At 70.2% G+C, this 19,264-nt stretch carries 15 protein-coding genes and 1 pseudogene; 13 read left to right on the top strand and 3 right to left on the bottom strand.

Annotated elements, in window-relative coordinates; translation table 11 throughout:
• Position 1: 1 nt before the first annotated feature.
• From AVL62_RS16670 to AVL62_RS10795, 5 genes and pseudogenes are all read left to right on the top strand, one after another.
• Positions 2-1,249, top strand: coding sequence for a type II toxin-antitoxin system HipA family toxin (locus AVL62_RS16670; RefSeq protein WP_083518876.1), 1,248 nt, complete (start codon positions 2-4; stop codon positions 1,247-1,249).
• A 116-nt stretch (positions 1,250-1,365) separates the two neighbouring features.
• On the top strand, positions 1,366-2,754 hold the full coding sequence (locus tag AVL62_RS17540) for an HNH endonuclease (protein WP_058891626.1): 1,389 nt from the start codon (positions 1,366-1,368) through the stop codon (positions 2,752-2,754).
• Positions 2,755-2,880: 126 nt separating this feature from the next.
• Positions 2,881-3,591, top strand: a complete 711-nt coding sequence (locus AVL62_RS10805) for a hypothetical protein (RefSeq protein WP_058891625.1) — start codon at positions 2,881-2,883, stop codon at positions 3,589-3,591.
• A 160-nt stretch (positions 3,592-3,751) separates the two neighbouring features.
• Positions 3,752-4,141, top strand: coding sequence for a hypothetical protein (locus AVL62_RS10800; protein ID WP_058891624.1), 390 nt, complete (start codon positions 3,752-3,754; stop codon positions 4,139-4,141).
• Positions 4,142-4,233: 92 nt separating this feature from the next.
• A pseudogene (locus AVL62_RS10795) lies at positions 4,234-5,539 on the top strand (ISL3 family transposase).
• A gap of 106 nt (positions 5,540-5,645) precedes the next feature.
• Here AVL62_RS10795 and AVL62_RS10790 read toward each other — a convergent pair.
• On the bottom strand, positions 5,646-6,845 hold the full coding sequence (locus tag AVL62_RS10790; protein WP_235585662.1) for an ROK family protein: 1,200 nt from the start codon (positions 6,843-6,845) through the stop codon (positions 5,646-5,648).
• A gap of 51 nt (positions 6,846-6,896) precedes the next feature.
• Here AVL62_RS10790 and AVL62_RS10785 point away from each other — a divergent pair, with 51 nt between their 5' ends.
• Genes AVL62_RS10785 through AVL62_RS10755 form a run of 7 tightly spaced genes read left to right on the top strand, consistent with a single transcriptional unit; the run spans position 6,897 to position 14,866 of the window.
• The gene (locus tag AVL62_RS10785; protein WP_058891622.1) at positions 6,897-8,435 is read left to right on the top strand and encodes a sugar ABC transporter ATP-binding protein; all 1,539 of its coding nucleotides are present in this window, start codon (positions 6,897-6,899) and stop codon (positions 8,433-8,435) included.
• Complete coding sequence (locus AVL62_RS10780; protein WP_058891621.1) at positions 8,432-9,472, top strand: ABC transporter permease; 1,041 nt, start codon at positions 8,432-8,434, stop codon at positions 9,470-9,472. Before AVL62_RS10785 ends, AVL62_RS10780 begins: the two co-directional genes overlap by 4 nt.
• On the top strand, positions 9,469-10,578 hold the full coding sequence (locus AVL62_RS10775; protein WP_235585661.1) for an ABC transporter permease: 1,110 nt from the start codon (positions 9,469-9,471) through the stop codon (positions 10,576-10,578). Before AVL62_RS10780 ends, AVL62_RS10775 begins: the two co-directional genes overlap by 4 nt.
• 12 nt (positions 10,579-10,590) lie before the next feature.
• Positions 10,591-11,847 carry a substrate-binding domain-containing protein gene (locus tag AVL62_RS10770; RefSeq protein ID WP_058891620.1) on the top strand — a complete coding sequence of 419 codons (1,257 nt, stop codon included), beginning with the start codon at positions 10,591-10,593 and terminating at the stop codon, positions 11,845-11,847.
• Positions 11,847-12,716: a sugar phosphate isomerase/epimerase family protein gene (locus AVL62_RS10765; RefSeq protein ID WP_058891619.1), complete on the top strand. Its 870-nt coding sequence runs from the start codon at positions 11,847-11,849 to the stop codon at positions 12,714-12,716. Before AVL62_RS10770 ends, AVL62_RS10765 begins: the two co-directional genes overlap by 1 nt.
• Entirely contained in the window at positions 12,713-13,834 is a 1,122-nt protein-coding gene (locus AVL62_RS10760) for a Gfo/Idh/MocA family protein (RefSeq protein ID WP_058891618.1), read from the top strand. Before AVL62_RS10765 ends, AVL62_RS10760 begins: the two co-directional genes overlap by 4 nt.
• 30 nt (positions 13,835-13,864) lie before the next feature.
• Entirely contained in the window at positions 13,865-14,866 is a 1,002-nt protein-coding gene (locus tag AVL62_RS10755) for a sugar phosphate isomerase/epimerase family protein (RefSeq protein WP_058891617.1), read from the top strand.
• Between the two features lie 45 nt (positions 14,867-14,911).
• On the opposite strand, the gene AVL62_RS10750 is transcribed toward AVL62_RS10755, so the two are convergent.
• Positions 14,912-16,330: an APC family permease gene (locus AVL62_RS10750; protein ID WP_058891616.1), complete on the bottom strand. Its 1,419-nt coding sequence runs from the start codon at positions 16,328-16,330 to the stop codon at positions 14,912-14,914.
• A 207-nt stretch (positions 16,331-16,537) separates the two neighbouring features.
• On the opposite strand from AVL62_RS10750, the gene AVL62_RS10745 reads away from it, so the two are divergent.
• On the top strand, positions 16,538-17,596 hold the full coding sequence (locus AVL62_RS10745; RefSeq protein ID WP_058891615.1) for an NAD(P)-dependent alcohol dehydrogenase: 1,059 nt from the start codon (positions 16,538-16,540) through the stop codon (positions 17,594-17,596).
• 73 nt (positions 17,597-17,669) lie between these two features.
• Here AVL62_RS10745 and AVL62_RS10740 read toward each other — a convergent pair whose 3' ends face one another.
• Positions 17,670-19,199: a plasmid pRiA4b ORF-3 family protein gene (locus AVL62_RS10740; protein ID WP_058891614.1), complete on the bottom strand. Its 1,530-nt coding sequence runs from the start codon at positions 19,197-19,199 to the stop codon at positions 17,670-17,672.
• Between the last annotated feature and the right edge of the window lie 65 nt (positions 19,200-19,264).

Genomic DNA, 19,264 nt, shown 5'->3' with positions numbered 1-19,264 from the left:
GATGCAGTCTTTCGACGTGCGGCTAGATGGCATCCCCGTGGGTCAAATCATCCATGAGGGGGAGCGCAGTGAGTTCTTCTTCGTCGAAGAGTACTTAGATCTGCCCCTCAGGCCCATTCTTGGGCTCGCCTTCGAGGACGATCTCCGACGACGTCACGTAAGCTCCGTTTCTCTGCCAAACTGGTTCTCCAACTTACTTCCCGAGGGGATCCTGCGTACCTGGATTGCAGAGGACGCAAATGTGTCGCCCGCGCGCGAGATGGAGTTACTGGCTCGCGTAGGGCATGACCTGCCGGGGGCTGTGGAGGTTGTCCCGGGAGGCGAAGTACGACGGTCCTTTTCCCAGGTTGAGAATGCGGGTGCGCCGTTGAACCACGAGACGCACGCGGAGGGAGTGGGATTTCGATTCTCCCTCGCGGGTGTCGCCTTGAAGTTCTCGATGGTTCGCCGGGGCACTCGATTGGCGCTACCCGCGTACGGGCGGGGGGGAGATTGGATTGTTAAGACCCCAAATGCTCATTTCCACAATGTTCCCGCAAATGAATTTGTGATGATGCGATGGGCGAGGCATGCCGGAGTGGCCGTCCCGGATGTAGATCTGGTGCATCGTGACGAGCTGCAGGGCCTCCCCGCGGAAGCTTGGCCAAATGGTGAGGAGCTGGCCTATGCTGTGCGCAGGTTCGATAGGGAGCCCGCGAATCGGCACAAGATACATATCGAGGACTTCTGCCAGGTTCGAGACTGGCATCCACTCCGGAAATACGATGGCACGTATGAAACGCTGGCCGCTCTCGCTTGGAGGGGAGTGGACGACGAGTCGCTGCGAGAGATTGTCCGTAGGTTGGTTTTCAACGCGCTAATTGGGAATAGTGATGCGCACTTGAAGAATTGGTCGCTACAATATGAGGACCCTGGGCATCCTAGTCTCTCTCCCGCGTATGACCTGGTGGCCACGAGCTCTTACAGTTCCGATCGCAACTTCAAGAGAATGGCGTTAAAGCTCAATGGGCGTCGCGAATTCGAGAGTCTTCGACTGGGCACTTTCGACCGGCTCGGGCGGCGAATTGGCTACGAGGGTGACGATCTCAGTGATGTGGCCCGCGATACCCTCGAGCGAACCCTGGCGAGCAAGGAAATTCTAAGTGAATATCGGGAACGGCTAGGGGATCTCATCGTAAGGGAGTCGCTCATGGTAGCTGCGGCGCGGGAAGCAACCCTGACTGGATCGCTGTTCACCCAGAGGCCCTAGAGGTAGCGGCGGGCGCCTCGGCGCACCCGAGATTTCGTCTGGCGGTAGGTACGGGATAGCTGTAGATCCGGTGCGAGGTTGATGGGTCCGGACCGGAGGCACAGTAGGCTTCCGCCATGACTGCGGAGTGGGCGTTGGAGGTCGGGGACCTCACGAACCGTCGTGAAATGATGGAGCGGTACGGGGGATCGCGCTTCGGGGGGATCGAGCCATCGAACAGGTCGCCCAACGTGCTGATTTACAGCGATCCTAAGCAAGGCATTCAACATGGCTACAACTACGACGGTTGGGACCCGGACGCCGACTCGCCATTTTTCTACTACACCGGCGAAGGCCAGCGCGGCGATCAGAACCCCGAGAGTAAGGGCAACAGGGCGATACTTCGGCATCTGGAAACGGGACCGGCCCTGCGGTTGTTCGAGGCGGCGGGCCCGAACAGGGGAGGAGGCAAGCCGCAGCTCTATATTGGCGAGTTCCACATAGACCCAGTTGATCCATGGCGCTTTCGCGAGGCACCCGATCGGGACGGACTCATGCGGCAGGTGGTCGTCCACAAACTGGTGGCCGTCGAGCCTGCCCGGAGCCGTGCTGTTAGCCAGGCAGGAATGGTCACTCACCCGCTTGAGGTCGACGTGCCGTTCGATGAGCGGAAGCTGCGCGAGGTGGCGCTCCGTTGGCTCGAGCAGCGGACCGACGGCGGCAGGCAGGCGCTCTCTCTCGAAGACTTGCGCGACTTCGAAGGTGGCTATGACCTGGCAAGCCCAGCGGTCGAACTCTGGCAGCCACCTGGGTTCGAGGCGCTCCTCTCCATCCGAGATGAGCGAGACGTAGAAGGAGAACAGGTGCAGCTCGATGGTCTAACGTTGTCACCGGAATCGAGCGTGCACATCGAGAGCCTTCGTGTCGCTGAGGTGCGTCGTTTCCCGCTGATCTGGTTGCAGAGCATTGGCGGGGCGCGTTACCTAGCCATGTTTCCGCTCTATGTAGCGGCCCGGGACGGAGCCGACTTCCTTCTATCGCCGGACGAGACGTTCGGCCGACTTCCCGAGGAGCCCGAGTCTGCCCTCGAGGTGGTGATGAAGCGGTACGTGCTCGCCGAGACTAAGCGTCGACTCCACCAGCCTGTATTTAGGGCACATGTGCTCCGCGCATACGAGCGACGATGCGCCGTCTGTGCTCTGCGGCATGTAGAGCTGTTGGACGCCGCGCACATCGTTCCCGACGCACATGAACTGGGAGTGCCGGCGATCCACAACGGGATGGCGATGTGCAAGCTGCATCATGCGGCCTACGACGCGAATCTCCTCGGCGTCACGCCCGAACGTCGAATTGAGATACCGCCACGGATTATGACCGAGGTGGACGGGCCCACGCTGAAGTACGGCCTTCAGGGACGTCACGGTCAGGATCTGATGATCCTGCCGGCTTCTCAATTGGAGTGGCCGGACCCCGAGCTGCTGACGCAGAGATACGAGCAGTTTCGGGCAGCCTCGGCAGTCGGGTAACCCGCGCCTGGCTGTTGTTCGGGACCTGACACAGGACAACCACTGCCCACCTGTCCCTGTCGCCCGGGACGCCCCGCCGGACAGAGTCGTGTCATCGCACCAACCACCACGACAGAAGGAACCGCGATGACCACCATCACCACCACCAACCCCGTCCGTTCGGACGTCGTCGAGGAGCAGGCGCCGGCACGGACGCGGCAGAGCCGCCTGTGGGCCGTCATCGGCATCGGCGCCGCCCTGGCGGGCGTCGGCACGATCATCACCAGCAGCGCGGTCAGCGCCGTCTACGACCCCAGCCTCACCACCCCCGAGCAGATCATGGCCAAGCTCGAGACCCAGGCCGGCTGGATGTTCGCCCTCCACTCGGTCACCGTCGTCGGCGCGCTGCTGATGCTCGTCTTCGGCGCCGGCCTGCACCGCCGCCTCCGGGCGGCGCTCCCGGCAGACAGCTCGCTGCCGCTGCTCGCCTTTGCCGGCATGCTCGGCACGGCGGTCGTCTCCATCCTGGGCTCGGGCCTGGACACCGAGTTCATGCTGGCGCTCGCCGCGGGCGACGGCACCGTCGAGGCGTCCAGCGCGATCATGTACAACCACTGGATCGGCACGATCCCCTGGCTGTGGACCCTCGCCGGTGTCACCGGGGTCAGCGTCTTCCTGGCCGCACGTGCCCGCGCGGTGCCCCGCTGGCTCGGCATCGTCGGGCTGGTCATGGGCGGCCTGACGCTGCTGGCGGGCATCTCGCCCTTCGAGTACATGGCCGGCCCCGTCGCCGTCCTGTGGCTGCTCGTCACCGCCGTCGGCTTCACCGCCGGCGACAAGGCATTCCGCAACGCCTGATCGCCTGACAGAGTAAGCACCGTGCTGCTCTTCCGCTCGCCGGAGCCGGCCGTCGCCCGTGGGCAGGGGGCTGGCTTCGTGCTGGTCACCGGGGCGGTCCTCGTCGCCAGCGTGGTACTCGACCTGCGCACTGACCCGACCGGCCCGGGCTCGGCCCGGGGTGGCCTATGCGCTCCTCGGCCCGATCCTCGCGGGCTGCGCGACGGTCATCCTCGTCCGCGACCCGCGCCAGGGCTTCGGCTGGGGGCTCACCTGGCTCGGCTGCTTCGGGGCCCTCGGCGGGCTCGCCAAGTCCTGGGTCCGCTTCGCCATCAGGGATGACGAGGTGCTGGCGGGCGCCAACCTGGCCCTCTGGGTCCCCAACCGGGCCGCAGCCGTCCTGCCGGCCACCGTTGCGCTGCTCCGCGTGCTCTTCCCGACCGGACGGTTCCTGCCCGGGCGCTGGCGGGTCGCGTCGTGGGCTGCGGCGCTAGCCATGCTGCTCTCCGCACTGGTGGTCGTCGCGCCCGTTCGGGCAACGTCCCCGGCGCCAACCGGCTCTTCGCAGTAAGGGTGTAGAAGGCGCTGGCGCGTTGGTCCGGAGGTAGGTGTTGAGATCTTCCGATGATGGAGGTTCCTACGCCAGCCATCCGAGACCTCGACGTGCCCGAAGCTACCTTCACGCGCCCCGACCTGATCGCCTTCACCCGCCTGGATGACCTTAACCCGGAAGTCACCGACGAGAGGATCGAACCTCACCGTGCGGTGCTCGCTTGCCGGGTCGTCGAACCGGACGACTGGTGCAAGCGGTGCCGCTGCCAGGGTGTACCGCGGGACACGGTGACTCGGGAGCTGGAGCACGAGCTGTTTGGGTGGGGGCCCCACCACGCTGCTGCTCACCGTCCATCGGTACCGGTGCGTCGAGTGCTCGCGGGTGTGGCGTCGGGACGCCACCGCCGCAGCGTCGCCGCGGGCCAAGGTCTCCCGTTCCGGCCTGCGGTGGGGCCTGGTCGGGATCGTGGTCGGCCACCTGTCGATGGCCCGGGTCGCCGAAGGGCTCGGGGTCTCCTGGAACACCGCCAACGATGCGGTCCTGGCCGACGGGCAGCGCGTCTTCATCGCTGACCCGACCCAACTCGACGGGTCCGGGTCGTCCGTGTGCATCAGCGCATGTGGCGGCACACAAGGAAGGGTGACAAGTGCGTGACCGTGGTCATCGACCCCACGCGGTCCGTAGAGGCACCGGCCCCTTACGGCTGCTGGCGATGCTTGATGACCGGTCGAAGAAGGCGTTCAAGGACTGGCTGACCGAGCGTGATCAGGCCTGGCGCGATGGGATCGAGGTCGTCGCGATGAACGACTCTGCCGGGTTCACGACCGCCACCACCGAGGAGCTCCCGGACGCGGTGGCAGTGATGGACCCCTTCCACGCTGTCCGACTGGCCGGTGAGGCGCTGGACGAGTGCCGCCGCCGGTTTCAGCAAGAACTGCGCGGCCACCGCGGCCGCAGAGGCGACCCGCTGCAGACCGCGCGGCGGACCCTGCGCACCGGTGCCCACCTGCTCACCGAGCGCCAGCAGCAGCTACTGGACAAGCTCTTCGCCGGCGACCAGCACGTGCAGGTCGAGGTCACGTGGGGCATGCACCAGCGCCTCATCGCCGCATGCCGCGCCCTGAACCGAGCCGCCGGCCGTAGGAAGGCCGAGCCGGTCATCGACGCCCTCACCGAGGTATCCCGGCGGCGCTGGTCGAACTCCGCAAGCTCGGCCGCACCCTGTCCAAGCGCGCCGAGGACGTCCTGGTCTACTTCGACCGGACCCGCACCAGCAACGGCTCGACCGAAGCCGTCAACGGTCGACTTGAGCACCTTCGAGGCGTGGCCCTCGGCTCTCGCAATCTCGCCCACTACACCGCCCAAGCACTCCTCGAGACCGGCGGATTGACACCCCGACTACACCTTGAAGCGTGAAGAGCCGCAAATGGTTGCACAGGCAGAGGAGCGAGGTTCGGCACCGCCGTCTCGAGGTGTCGAGGATTCCAAGTTCAGAGACGAGCCGTGACGATAGTGCTGCGCCTCAGGCCACACCGAGGCTGGCCGCCTCGATCGCCTCGGGGGAGAGCACGTGCTCGGCCGCCATGGTGGCGGCACCAAGCACGCCAGCCTGCGCCCCCGCCTTTGAGGCCACGATCCGCAGGTGCTCGGTCGCCAACGGCAACGAGCGTTGGTAGACGACCTCGCGGATCCCGGCCAGCAGGTGCTCGCCGGCCTCCGCGAGGCGCCCGCCGATGACGACAGCGGAGGGGTTCATGAGGTTCACCATGGTGGCGAGCACCTCGCCGATGTCTCGCCCGGCCCGCCGCACCTCCTGCACGGCCGCGGCGTTGCCGGCGCGCACCAGCTCCACCACCCCCGCGGTCGAGTCGACGGCCACGCCTCCCGCGGCCAAGGCGGCAGCCAGCGCCGGGCCGGCCGCGATGGCCTCGAGGCACCCTTCGTTGCCGCACCGGCACATGACACCCTCGCCGCTGCTGACCCGCACGTGACCCAGGTCGCCGGCCGTGCCCTGTGCTCCCCGCTGCAGCCGTGAGCCCGAGATGATCCCGGCGCCGATACCGGTGGCCACCTTGACGAAGATCAGGTCGTCCACCGACGGGAGGTAGGCTCCCCGTTCGCCTAGGGCCATGATGTTGACGTCGTTGTCGACGAGCACGGGCACGGGATAGGTCCGCTGCAGGTGGGCGGGCACGTCGTACCGGTCCCACCCCGGCATGATCGGCGGGTTGATCGGCCGGCCGGTGGAGTGCTCGACCGGCCCCGGCAGCCCGAGCCCCACCGCTGCCAGCTCACCCACCGGCCGCCGCGCGTCCTCCAGCAGCTCACCGACCACCGACGTTACCCACCCCAGCACCGCCTCCGGGCCCTCGGCCACGTCGAGCTCGGCCCGTCGCTCACCGAGCACCGTCCCGGCCAGGTCGGTCAGCGCCGCCACGGCGTGCGTCGCACCGACGTCCACCCCGGCCACGACCCGCGCCGCCGGGTTCATCGCGATGAGCGCCGGGGGCCGCCCCCCGGTCGACCGGGCCCCGCCGACCGGCGCCACCAGACCCATCCGCAGCAGCACGTCCACCCGCGCCGCGATGGTGCTGCGCGCCATACCGGTCTCCTCGGCCAGCTGCGCACGCGTGCGCGGGCGCCCATCCCTCAGGAGCTCGAAGACATCACTGGTGCGCACCCCGGAAGTGAACCACGCCACTTCGACACGCTCAACCAACAACTTCTGCCGAACTCTCGACAAAAGCCTCGAACCCGTGCCATAGTCCAGACCGTGACGTCCAACGACGCCGTCGCACCGACGGCCAGCACCCCGACGCAGCCCGTGCTTCGCGCCACCGGGGTGACCAAGCGCTTCTTCGGCAACGCCGTCCTCGAGGACGTGACCCTCGAGCTACACCCGGGCCAGGTCCACGGCCTGGTGGGGGAGAACGGCGCCGGCAAGTCCACCCTGATGAAGGTCCTCGCCGGCGTGCACCAGCCCGACGAGGGCACCGTCGAGATCGACGGGCAGGCCCAGCACTTCTCCCACCCGATCCAGGCCCAGCAGGCCGGCCTGTCGACCGTCTTCCAGGAGTTCAACCTCCTCCCGGACCGCACGGTGGCCGAGAACATCTACCTCGGCCGCGAGCCGCGGCGCGGCCCGCTCGTCGACACCGCCGCCATGCGCCGCGACACCACCGAGCTCCTCGACGGCCTCGGCGTCACCGGCCTGGACCCGGAGCGGACCGTGCGCTCCCTGTCGGTCGCCGAGCAGCAGATCGTCGAGATCGCCAAGGCGGTGAGCTACGACTCGCGCATCATCTCCATGGACGAGCCGACCGCCGCGCTCGCCGACCACGAGGTCGAGCTGCTCTACGCCATCATCCGCAGGCTCCTCGACCGCGACGTCGCCATCCTCTACGTCTCCCACCGGCTCAAGGAGATCTTCGACCTCTGCGACACCATCACCGTCCTCAAGGACGGCCAGCAGGTCACCACCCAGCCGGCTGCCGAGCTCGACGAGGGCGCCCTCGTCCGCCTCATGGTCGGCCGCGAGATGTCCGCGTTCTTCCCCGAGCCCACCCCCGGCACCGAGGTGGGGGAGGCCGTGCTCACCCTCTCGGGCTCCGGCAACGGGTATGTCGACGGGATCGACCTCACGCTGCGCGCCGGTGAGATCGTCGGTCTGGCCGGGCTGCAGGGCTCGGGACGCACCGAGCTCGTCGAGTCGGTCTTCGGCGTCACCCCGCTCACCCGCGGCACCCTGACCCTCGAAGGCCAGACCACGACCATCGGCTCGCCCCGCCAGGCGATCCGCCGCGGCCTCGCCCTCATCACCGAGGACCGCAAGGCCAAGGGCCTCGCGCTCGGCCAGTCCGTCCTCGACAACGCCCTCGGCGTCGTCCGCTCCGTCTTCCCCGGTCGCACCGGTGAGGCCCGCACGGGTATGCCGGGGGTCCTGTCCTCCCTCGAGGTCGCCGCCCGCTCGCTGGACCAGGAGGTGCAGTTCCTCTCCGGCGGCAACCAGCAGAAGGTCGTCCTGGCCCGCTGGCTGTCGGTGAACCCGCGCGTCATGCTCATGGACGAGCCCACCCGCGGCATCGACGTCGGCGCCAAGCACGCGATCTACGAGCTCATGCGCGGCCTGGCCGCCGACGGCGTCGGCGTCCTCATGGTGTCCAGCGAGCTGCCCGAGGTCATCGGCATGTCCGACCGGATCCTCGTCATGCGGGACGGCCGCCTCGCCGGCGAGCTGCCCCGCGGCGCCACCGAGGAGGACGTCCTCGCCCTGGCGACCGGCGCCGACGAGCACGAGGAGGTCCTCGCGTGAACGCTCTCGCCCGCCTCCGGCCCACCCGCCTCACCAGCACGGGCATCGTCTACCTCGTCCTCGTGCTGGTCCTCGTCCTCGGCGCCATCATCACCGCCGCGGCGGGCCGCAACTTCTTCAGCGCCGGCAACATCTCCGCGATCCTCACCGGCACGAGCATCCTCGGCTTCATCGCCATCGGCCAGACCCTCGTCATCCTCGCCGGCAGCCTCGACCTGTCGGTGCCCTACGTCGCCAGCCTCGCCAGCCTCCTCGGCGGCGTCACCATGGCCGGCCAGACCGGCAACATCCCGCTGGCCGTCGTCACCGCGCTCGGTGTGGCCGCCCTCATCGGCCTGGTCAACGGCCTGGTCGTCGCCTACCTGCACGTCCACGGCTTCATCGCCACCCTCGGCATGGGCCTCATCCTCGCCGGCTACCTCGGCACCAACTACCAGGGCTCGGCCGGCTCGGCGCCCCGCGACTTCCGCCTCATCGGCGCCCTCAACATCGGCCCGGTGCCGCTGTCGACGCTCATCATGCTCGGCTGCGCGGTGCTGGTCATCCTGCTGCTGCGCCGCACCCGCATCGGCCACCACCTGTATGCCGTCGGCGGCAGCAAGGAGGTCGCCCGCCTCTCCGGCGTGCGCACCCAGCCGCCCATCGTGCTCGCGCACGTCCTCTGCTCGGTGCTCGCCGGGACGGCCGGCCTGCTCCTGCTGGCCCGCCTCTCGGTCGGCAGCCCCACCATCGGCTCCCAGGGCGGCTACGACCTCATGTCCATCGCCGCCGTCGTCCTCGGCGGCACCGTCCTGGCCGGCGGCAAGGGCAACATCCTCGGCACCCTCGGCGGCGTCGCCATCTTCGCCGTCATGGACAACGTCATGGGCGTCATGCAGCTCAACGCCTTCCTCCAGGACGTCGTCCGCGGCCTGGTCATCGTCGTCGCGGTCGCGGTCTACGCCCGCCGCAACGCCGACCTGCGCCCGGCCCGCTTCGACCGCTCGCGGGCGGCACGGCATACCCCCGCCCCCACCACCGCAGGAGGTGCCGCGTGACCACCGCCGACGCGACCACGACCCGCGGCGCGACGCTGCCGATGAGCGAGGGCGGCACCCTCGGGCGCCTCGGCCGCGCCCTGCGGACCCCCGGCGGTGCGGTCTTCGTCCTCGTCGCCGTCCTGCTCGTCTGCGTCGTCGTCGCGAACCCCAACTTCGGCGAGCCCGGCTCGCTCATCCGCTTCATCGGCCGCACCGCCCCGATCGCCATCGCCGCGATGGGGCAGTACTTCGTCATCGTCTCCGGCGAGTTCGACCTGTCGATGGGCTCCGTCGTGACGATGCAGGTGGTCCTGGCCGGCAACCTCATCGGCCAGGACGAGAGCCGCGTGCTGCCGGTCATGCTCCTCATGTTCATCCTCGGCGCCCTCGTCGGCGTCGTCAACGGGCTCGCGACGACGCTGCTCAAGGTCCCCAGCTTCATCGTCACCCTCGGCACGATGCTCGCGCTCTCCGGCCTGGTGCTCTACCTCACCGGCGGCGCCGCCACCGGCAACCCGGTCGACTCCTTCCGCCAGATCGGCCGCGGCGGCATCGAGGGCGTCCCGGTCCTCGAGGTCATCCCCTACCCGGCGATCATCCTGCTGGTCCTCGCCCTCGCCGCCGTCTGGCTCATGCGCCGCCCCTTCGGCCGCACCCTGGTCGCCGTCGGCGACAACCCGCAGGCCGTGCACCTGTCCGGCTCGGCCACGTGGTGGCTCAAGACCCGCGCGTTCGTCCTGTCCTCGCTGGCCGCGACGGTCGCCGGCATCATCCTCGTGGGGTATGCCGGGGTGCACCCCTCCGTCGGCCAGGGCTACGAGTTCACCGCGATCACCGCGGTGGTCGTCGGCGGCGTCGTGCTCGGCGGCGGGCGCGGCTGGGTCCTCTCCGCGGCGGCCGGCGCCTTCGCCCTCGAGCTGCTCTTCACCCTGCTCAACTTCGTCGGCGTCGCCTCCACCTGGAGGGACACAGTGCAGGGCGTCATCATCATCGTCGCCGTCGCGATCGGGGCCCGCGCCTGGCAGGGCGGACGCCGACGACGCAGCGCCGAACCGACCACCCCCGGGGCCGAGCCACGGCAGACCGGGACCGCACCCACCCCGCCCGACCCGGGCACCACCTAAAGGGAGAGATCAATGCGCAGGACGACGATCGGCCGCAGCGTCGCGGCCCTGAGCGCGCTGGCGATGCTGGCGGCATGCTCCACCGACGAGTCCCTCGACGAGCCGGCCACCGAGAGCGCCGAGGAGGGCGCCGAGGGTGCCGAGGACGAGGGCTCCGAGGACGGAGGTGAGGAGGCCGAGGGCGACAGCGACGAGTGGTTCGACCAGGCCGACTACGACGAGCAGTTCGAGCAGCGCTCGGCCACCTTCGAGGGCGACCCCGAGACGCCGTGGCTGCAGTACATCGACGGCGACATGACCGACACCTCCGAGTTCGCCTCCGACGGGGCCATGAAGGTCTGCTTCTCCAACGCCAGCATCGACAACCCGTGGCGACAGACCGGCTGGATCACCATGAACCAGCAGCTCGAGGTCCTCCAGGAGGACGGCGTCATCTCCGAGATGGAGACGCGGGACGCCCAGGCCGACGACAACACCCAGATCGCCGACATCGACTACTTCATCAGCGAGGGCAACTGCGACGCCTTCGTCATCTCGCCCAACTCCACCGCCGCGCTGACGCCGGCGGTCGAGCGGGCCTGCGACACCGGCCTGCCGGTCGTCGTCTTCGACCGCGGCGTCGAGACCGACTGCCCCACCACCTTCATCCACCCCATCGGCGGGTATGCCTGGGGCATCGACACCGCCGAGTTCCTCTCCGAGAACCTCGAGGAGGGTGACAAGGTGGTCGCGCTGCGCATCCTGCCGGGCGTGGACGTGCTCGAGCACCGCTGGGCGGCCGCCGAGCAGATCTTCGAGGAGAACGGCATCGAGGCGGTGGACTACTTCACCGGCGCCGACCCGGCCGAGATCAAGAACATCCTGGCCGACGAGCTGGCCACCGGCGAGGTGCAGGGCGTCTGGATGGACGCCGGTGACGGCGCCGTCGCCGCCATCGAGGCCTTCGAGGACGCCGGTCAGGACTACCCGGTCATGACCGGCGAGGACGAGATGAGCTTCCTGCGCAAGTGGGAGGACACCGGCCTCACCGGCCTGGCCCCCGTCTACTCCAACTTCCAGTGGCGCACCCCGCTGCTCGCGGTGGAGCAGATCTTCGCCGGCGAGGAGGTGCCCACCGAGTGGGTGCTCCCGCAGGTGCCGATCACCGAGGACGAGCGCGCCGACTTCCTCGAGGCCAACGACGGCATGCCCGACGGGCACTACGCCAAGTTCGGTGGCGAGGACCTGCCCGGCTACCCCGACGTCTGGCAGGAGCGGATCATCCCGTGATGATCGGCGTCAACACCTGGGTCTGGGCGTCGCCGCTGCGCGACACCCAGGCCCGGGGCCTGCTCGGCCACGTCGCCGACCTCGGCTTCGACGCGGTCGAGCTGCCGCTGGAGCAGCCCGGCGACCTCACCGTCGCCGCCACCCGGTCGGCGCTCGCCGACACCGGGCTGACCCCGTGCGTCGTGGGGGCGATGGCCCCCGGGCGCGACCTCGTGCAGGCCGACGCCGCCACGGTGCGGTCCACCCAGGACTACCTCAAGGCGTGCGTCGACCTCGCCGAGGGTATCGGCGCCGCCGCCGTCTGCGGGCCGTTCTACGCCGCGACGGGCAGGGTATGGCGCATGTCGCCGCAGCAGCGCCAGGACGCCTGGGCACAGTGGCGGGAGCACCTCGCGCCCGTGGTCGAGCACGCCGCCTCCGCGGGGGTGCGGATCGGCATCGAGCCGCTCAACCGCTACGAGACCTCCCTGGTCAACACCGTCGACCAGGCGCTCGAGGGCCTGGGGGAGCTGCTCGACGGGCCGCTCGGCGCCCACGTCGGGCTGGCGCTCGACACCTACCACCTCAACATCGAGGAGCGCTCCAGCGCGGACGCGGTCCGGCGCGCCGGCGACCACCTCGTGCACGTGCAGGTCTGCGGCAACGACCGCGGCGCCCCCGGCGGCGACCAGACCGACTGGCCGGCGATCCTCGACGCGCTCACCGACGTGAGCTACGCCGGGCCGCTGGTCATCGAGTCCTTCACCGCCGACAACGACACCATCGCCACCGCCGCCTCGATCTGGCGGCCGCTGGCGCCGACCCAGGACGACCTGGCCTCCGACGGCCTCGCCTTCCTGCGGTCACTGACATCAGGGGACGATCTATGAGCGACACCCTCGGAGTGGCCGTCGTCGGCTACTCCTTCATGGGGCAGGCCCACTCCAACGCCTGGCGCAACGTCAACGCCTTCTACGCCGACCTGCCGCAGGTCCGCATGCAGACCCTCGTGGGGCGGGACCGCGACCGGGTGGGCGCGGCCGCGGAGCAGCTCGGCTGGGCCGATGTCGCCACCGACTGGCGCGAGGTCCTGGAGCGCGACGACGTCGACATCGTCGACGTGTGCACCCCCGGCCACCTGCACGCGGAGGTCGCGCTCGCCGCGCTCGCCGCCGGCAAGCACGTGCTCGTCGAGAAGCCGCTCGCCAACACCGTGGCCGACTGCGAGCGGCTCGTCGAGGCGGCCCGCGCTCCCGGTGCCGGACGCTCGATGCTCGGCCACAACTACCGCCGGGTGCCCGCCCTGGCGCTCGCCCGAGACCTCATCGAGCGGGGGAGGGTCGGGCAGGTGCGCCAGGCGCGGCTGTCCTACCTGCAGGACTGGCTCGCCGACGACCAGGCCCCGATGAGCTGGCGGCTGCGCAAGGACACCGCCGGCACGGGCGTCCTCGGCGACCTCGGCTCGCACGCCGTCGACCAGCTCCGCTTCCTCCTCGGCGAGGAGGTCACCCGCGCCAGCGGACACCTGCGGACCTTCGTCACCGAGCGGCCCTCCGCCGACGGCGACCACCGCGAGGAGGTGGACGTCGACGACGCGGCCTGGGCCACGCTGCATACCTCGTCGGGGGCGGTCGCGAGCCTCGAGGTGAGCCGGATGGCCACCGGCCGCAAGAACGCGCTGCAGATCGAGGTCTACGGCTCGGCCGGGTCGCTGCGCTTCGACCTCGAGCGGCTCAACGAGCTGGTGGTGACCGGCGCCGCCGGGGGAGCGGAGACGGTGCTCGTCACCGAGCCCGAGCACCCCTACGTCGGCGCCTGGTGGCCGGCCGGGCACGTCCTCGGCTGGGACAGCACGTTCACCAGCCAGGCCGCGGACTTCCTGCGCGCCATCGCCACCGGCGACGACCTCCACCCCAGCTTCGCCGACGGCCTCGCGGTCCAGCGGGTGCTCGAGGCGATCGAGACGAGCAGCGGGCGAGGCGGCATACCCGTCGAGATCCCCGCCTGACCGCCTGACCGACGACGAAGGAGACGCACGATGGCACGCAGGTTCACCCTCTTCACCGGCCAGTGGGCCGACCTCACCCTGGAGGAGGTCGCCGGGCTGGCGGCCGGCTGGGGCTACGACGGCCTCGAGATCGCCGTGTCCGGCGAGCACCTGGACGCCTGGCGCTGGGACGACGAGGAGTATGTCGAGGGGCGCCTGGAGATCCTGCGTCGCCACGGGCTCGGGGTCTGGGCGATCTCCAACCACCTCAAGGGTCAGGCCGTCTGCGACGACCCTATCGACGAGCGGCACCGCTCCATCGTGGGTGCGAAGGTCTGGGGCGACGGCGACCCCGAGGGCGTGCGGCAGCGGGCGGCCGAGGAGCTGAAGCTCACCGCCCGGCTGGCGCAGCGGATGGGGGTGGACACCGTCGTCGGCTTCACCGGCTCCTCGATCTGGCCGTACGTCGCGATGTTCCCGCCGGTGCCCGCCGACCGGATCGAGGCGGGCTACCAGGACTTCGCCGACCGCTGGAACCCCATCCTCGACGTCTTCGACGAGTGCGGCGTCCGCTTCGCCCACGAGGTGCACCCCAGCGAGATCGCCTACGACTACTGGACCACCGTGCGCACCCTCGAGGCGATCGGGCACCGCGAGGCGTTCGGGCTCAACTGGGACCCGAGCCACATGATGTGGCAGGACATCGACCCGGTCGCCTTCATCACCGACTTCGCCGACCGGATCTACCACGTCGACTGCAAGGACACCCGGATGCGGGTCGGCGGCGGGCGCAACGGGCGGATGGGCTCGCACCTGCCGTGGGGCGACCAGCGCCGCGGGTGGGACTTCGTCTCGGCCGGCCGCGGCGACGTGCCGTGGGAGGACTGCTTCCGCGCGCTCGCCGGCGCCGGCTACGACGGGCCGATCTCGGTGGAGTGGGAGGACGCCGGGATGGACCGGCTGCACGGCGCCAAGGAGGCGCTGGACTACCTGCGCGCCCTCGACTTCCCGCCCTCCACGACCTCCTTCGACGCCGCCTTCGACCAGGGGTAGCGCGGGGGAGGGCCGCCGCTCGAGGCTCCGTCCGCCCGCGCTCCCTCAGGAGGCCTCCCGCCGGGACAACACCGTCTCCTCGGCGTCCGGGCCGCCGGGGACCGACGGGACCCGCAGCAGCAGGACCAGACCCAGCAGCCACCACAGACCGAAGAGCACCCAGGGCTCGAGCGGCAGCGAGGACGGCATGCCGGGCAGGTAGAGCGAGGCCAGCCCGGCGGCCAGCACCAGCGCCACCACACCGATGACCACGCCCCCGGACCCGGTGCCGCCGATGCGCAGCGGCCGGTCCATCTCGGGCTCGCGCCGGCGCAGCACCAGGAAGGCGACCGTGACGAGCAGGTAGCCGAGCACGATCGAGGGCGACCCGGAGTCGACCAGCCAGCCGAGCGCGTCCGCCCCCAGCCACGGCGCGGCGGCCGACAGCACCCCGATGAAGAGCAGCGCGGCCGTCGGCGTCCGGAACCGCGGGTGCAGACGACCGAACGCCGCCGGCAGCATGCCCGACCGGCCCATCGCGTAGAGCAGCCGGGATCCGCCGATGAGGAAGGCGTTCCACGAGGTGAGGATGCCGGCCAGGCCCCCCGCCACGAGGATGGTCCCGAAGGTCTGCGAGCCCCACAGCGCCGCCATCGCGTCGGCCGTCGCCAGGTCGGAGTCCACGAGCTCCTGGTGGTCCATCGCCAGCCCCGAGGCGCCCACCATGACGATGTAGAACAGGCTGGCCAGCGCCACCGAGAGCACGATGAGCTTGCCGATGAGCGGGAACGGCAGGTCGATCTCCTCGGCCGACTGCGGGATGACGTCGAAGCCGACGAAGAGGAAGGGCACCACCACGAGCACGGCGGCGAAGCCGGCGAAACCTCCGGTGACCAGCGGCTCGGCATACTCCAGCGACCCGCCGACGCCGACCCCCACGAGCATGAGCACGGCGATGATGACGAGGAAGAGCACGATGAAGGTCTGCACGAGCGACGCCGGCCGGATGCCGACGACGTTGATCACGGTGAGGACGACGGCGGCCGCCGTGCCGATGACGCCCCACCCGAGGTAGACGGGGGAGCCGGCCACCGACCACAGCTCCACCGACTCCAGCGCCGGCCAGAGGTATGTCGCGGTGCGGGGCAGCGCGACCGCCTCGAAGGCGGCGATGGTCACGTAGCCGCCGACCAGGGCCCAGGACGCCACGAACGCCCACCGCGACCCCATGGCCCGCATGACGTAGTTGTGCTCACCCCCGGCGTGCGGCATCGCGGCGACGAGCTCGGCATACGTCAGCCCCACGAGCGCCATGATGACCCCGCCGACCACGAAGGCCAGCACCGCGCCCAGGGTGCCGGCCGCGACCAGCCACTCTCCGGTGAGCACCACCCAGCCGAAGCCGATCATCGCCCCGAACCCGATCGCGAGGGCGTCCCAGCGCCCGAGCTGCCGGATGAACCCCTGCCCCGTCTGCGTGCTCATAGCCCGACGCTAGACCTCCGTGAGGGTCACCGGTGCATGATCGCGCGGACACGCCCGGAGGAGAGAGCGAACGCCCACCCGGCGCGGGAATATCTGCGGGCCGGGCCGCGCGGGAATCCGCGTCAGCGCCCACGTGGTTGGAGGGGGAGTGGGCCGCGAGCTCGTGTCGCGGCCCTGCTGTTCACCGAACCCCACAGAGGAGCATCAGTGACGACCACCACACCAGCACTCGCCGCGCCCTCCGCCGGAGCCGCCTTCGAGCGGGTGCAGATCGAGCGCCGCGACCTGCGACCGGACGACGTGCGCATCGACATCCGCTGGGCCGGCATCTGCCACACCGACATCCACATCACCCGGGAGGAGTGGGGCGGCACCCTCTACCCGCTCACCCCCGGTCACGAGATCCTCGGCACCGTCACCGAGGTCGGCGCGGACGTGACCGACCATGCCGTCGGTGACGTCGTCGGCGTCGGCTGCCTCGTCGACTCCTGCGGCGAGTGCGAGCCCTGCCGGGACGGCGAGGAGCAGTACTGCCTCAAGGGCGCCGTCCAGACCTACGGCCAGGAGGACTACCACGGCGAGATCACCAAGGGCGGCTACAGCGGGGAGGTCGTCGTCCGCGACCACTTCGTCGTCAAGGTCCCGGACTCCTACGACGAGGCCGACTACGCGGGCGTGACGCCGCTGCTGTGCGCGGGCATCACGACCTACCACCCGCTCAAGGAGGCCGGCGTCGGCCCGGGCTCGCGCGTCGGCGTCATCGGCCTGGGCGGCCTCGGGCACGTCGCGGTGAAGATCGCCGCGGCCATGGGCGCCGAGGTCACCGTGCTGAGCCGCACCGACAGCAAGAAGCAGGACGGTATGTCGTTCGGCGCCCAGGACTTCCGCGCCACCGAGGACGGCACGGCGTTCGAGGAGCTCGCCGGCAGCTTCGACCTCCTGGTCAACACCGTCGGCTCGGGCATCCCGCTGGACTCCTACATGGGTCTGCTCGACCGCGGCGGGGTCCTGGCCAATGTCGGCGCCCCGGAGGACTCGCTGCAGGTCAGCGCCTTCTCGCTGCTGGCCAACCGACGCTCCATCAGGGGCAACATGATCGGCGGCCTGCCCGAGCACCAGGAGATGCTCGACTTCTGCGCCGAGCACGGCATCACCGCCACCGTGGAGGTCATCGACGCCGGCCAGGTCGACGACTACTACGACAAGGTGGTGGCCGGGGACGTGCGCTACCGCGCCGTCATCGACACGGCGACGCTGGCGGGCTGACCCGCACCACGGCATACCCCGGGCGCCCGCACCGACACGGTGCGGGCGCCCGCGTGCGTCGTGCTGAGGTGGGTCACACGACGCCCTGCGGCCACAGCATCATCCGCGCCAGCCCGGCCACCCGCCGGCGGCTCTGCTGGTCGGGCTCTCCGCGCAGCAGCTGCAGCCCGGACGCGTCCGAGAGCGTCCGCCAGACCGGGCGGCACCACTCGAGGGCATGGTGCGGGTCGACCCCTCGCGACGTCGTCCGGAGGCCGCAGCGGGTCATGAGGTCCGCCACCGGGACCCGGTGGTCGTAGCCGGCCTCGCCGGTCGCCGCGCTCACCAGCGCGAAGAGCGCCATCGCCGCCTGCACCAGATCGTTCTTGTCGGCGCCCACCCGAGCGGCGACGTGCTGCACGAGGTCCTCGTCGTCGGTCAGGGCTGCAGCCGCCCGGGTCCGCAGCAACCGGCCCCGGTGCTTGCGCAGCAGCCCCACCCGCTGGCAGCGCGCCCGGAGGTCCGCGACGGGGGCGGTCTGGTCCTCGCGGTTGCCCTTGCCGATCCATCCGTCCTCGAAGCCGAGGTCGCGGTAGATCTGCTCCACGACCGCCGGCTTCATCCACCCCGCCTGGGTGAGGGGTATGCCGTCCTCCCCGGCCAGGTCGACCAGGTAGCGGTAGGGGCGGGCCAGGGCGGCGAGGTCGGCCGCCGTGAGGTCGCCGTACCTGCTGCCGTCCCGCGCCGTCCGGGTCAGCTCGGCCAGCTCGCTGAGCACGTCCGGTAGGGCCAGGTCCAGCATCGGCTCCAGGGCCGACGGCCACGGGACTGCGTCCTGACCCGAGGCGAGCGACTCCATCAGCTCGGCCTGCGTCATACCCGCGATCCGCAGCCGCTCGTTGACCGAGGCGACGTCCTCCTCGAAGGGGTCCCAACCGGGTGGCACCCAGGCGCGCAGGTCCGGGTCGAGGGCGGCCAGCCCGCCGGCCCGGAAGGCGTCGACCAGCTCCTGGTGTCCGGGCGGCCCGCCGCAGTTCTCGAGCGGACCGGCCATGCGCGCGGCGGTGCACACCGCGTCCTCGGCCTCGGCGTCGTCGTCGAGCGTGACGACCTTCTCCAGCTTGATGGTGCAGGTCCAGTCATCACCGAAGTCGTAGGTGTAGAACAGCCGGTCGCCCGGTTGGCGCAGCACCTGGTCGAGGCGCACCTCGTCCTCGGCCTGCATGCCCTCGTCCTCGGGCTCGATCTCGTCCAGCTCGGTGGTGAAGAACGGCCCGGTCCAGATGCGCTTGGCGGGTCCCGGCCAGAATCGGTGCAGGTGCCCGTCCAGCCAGCCGAACGCCGCCTGCAGGATCTCGTGCACCTCGTCGAGCTGCAGGTCGCCGCGCAGCTCCAGCCGGCGCCACACCGGCGGCCTGACGTCGTCGACGTCGACCCGCACGGTCAGGAGCACGTCGTCCTCGGGCGGGTCGGGCAGCACGACCGGCTCCACCCTGGGTCGGCCGAACTCGGGGGCTCCGAGGCCGCCGCTGGCGGCGGCGATCTCGGCGAGCAGCTGGTGCAGCTCGTCCGGCGTCATGCTGGCAATCGCCTGTCGGAGGTCGTCGGGCAGGTCCTGGGCCACGTGCTCTGCTCCTCGCTCGGGGGTCGAGGCGCAGGACCACCCGGTTGTCGGTCGGTGCCGAGCCT

It is taken from the genome of Serinicoccus chungangensis (genome assembly GCF_001483745.1).
Lineage (GTDB): Bacteria > Actinomycetota > Actinomycetes > Actinomycetales > Dermatophilaceae > Ornithinicoccus > Ornithinicoccus chungangensis_A.
Note: the sequence above shows the minus strand (reverse complement) of the source record. Positions and strands in the feature narration are given on the sequence as shown.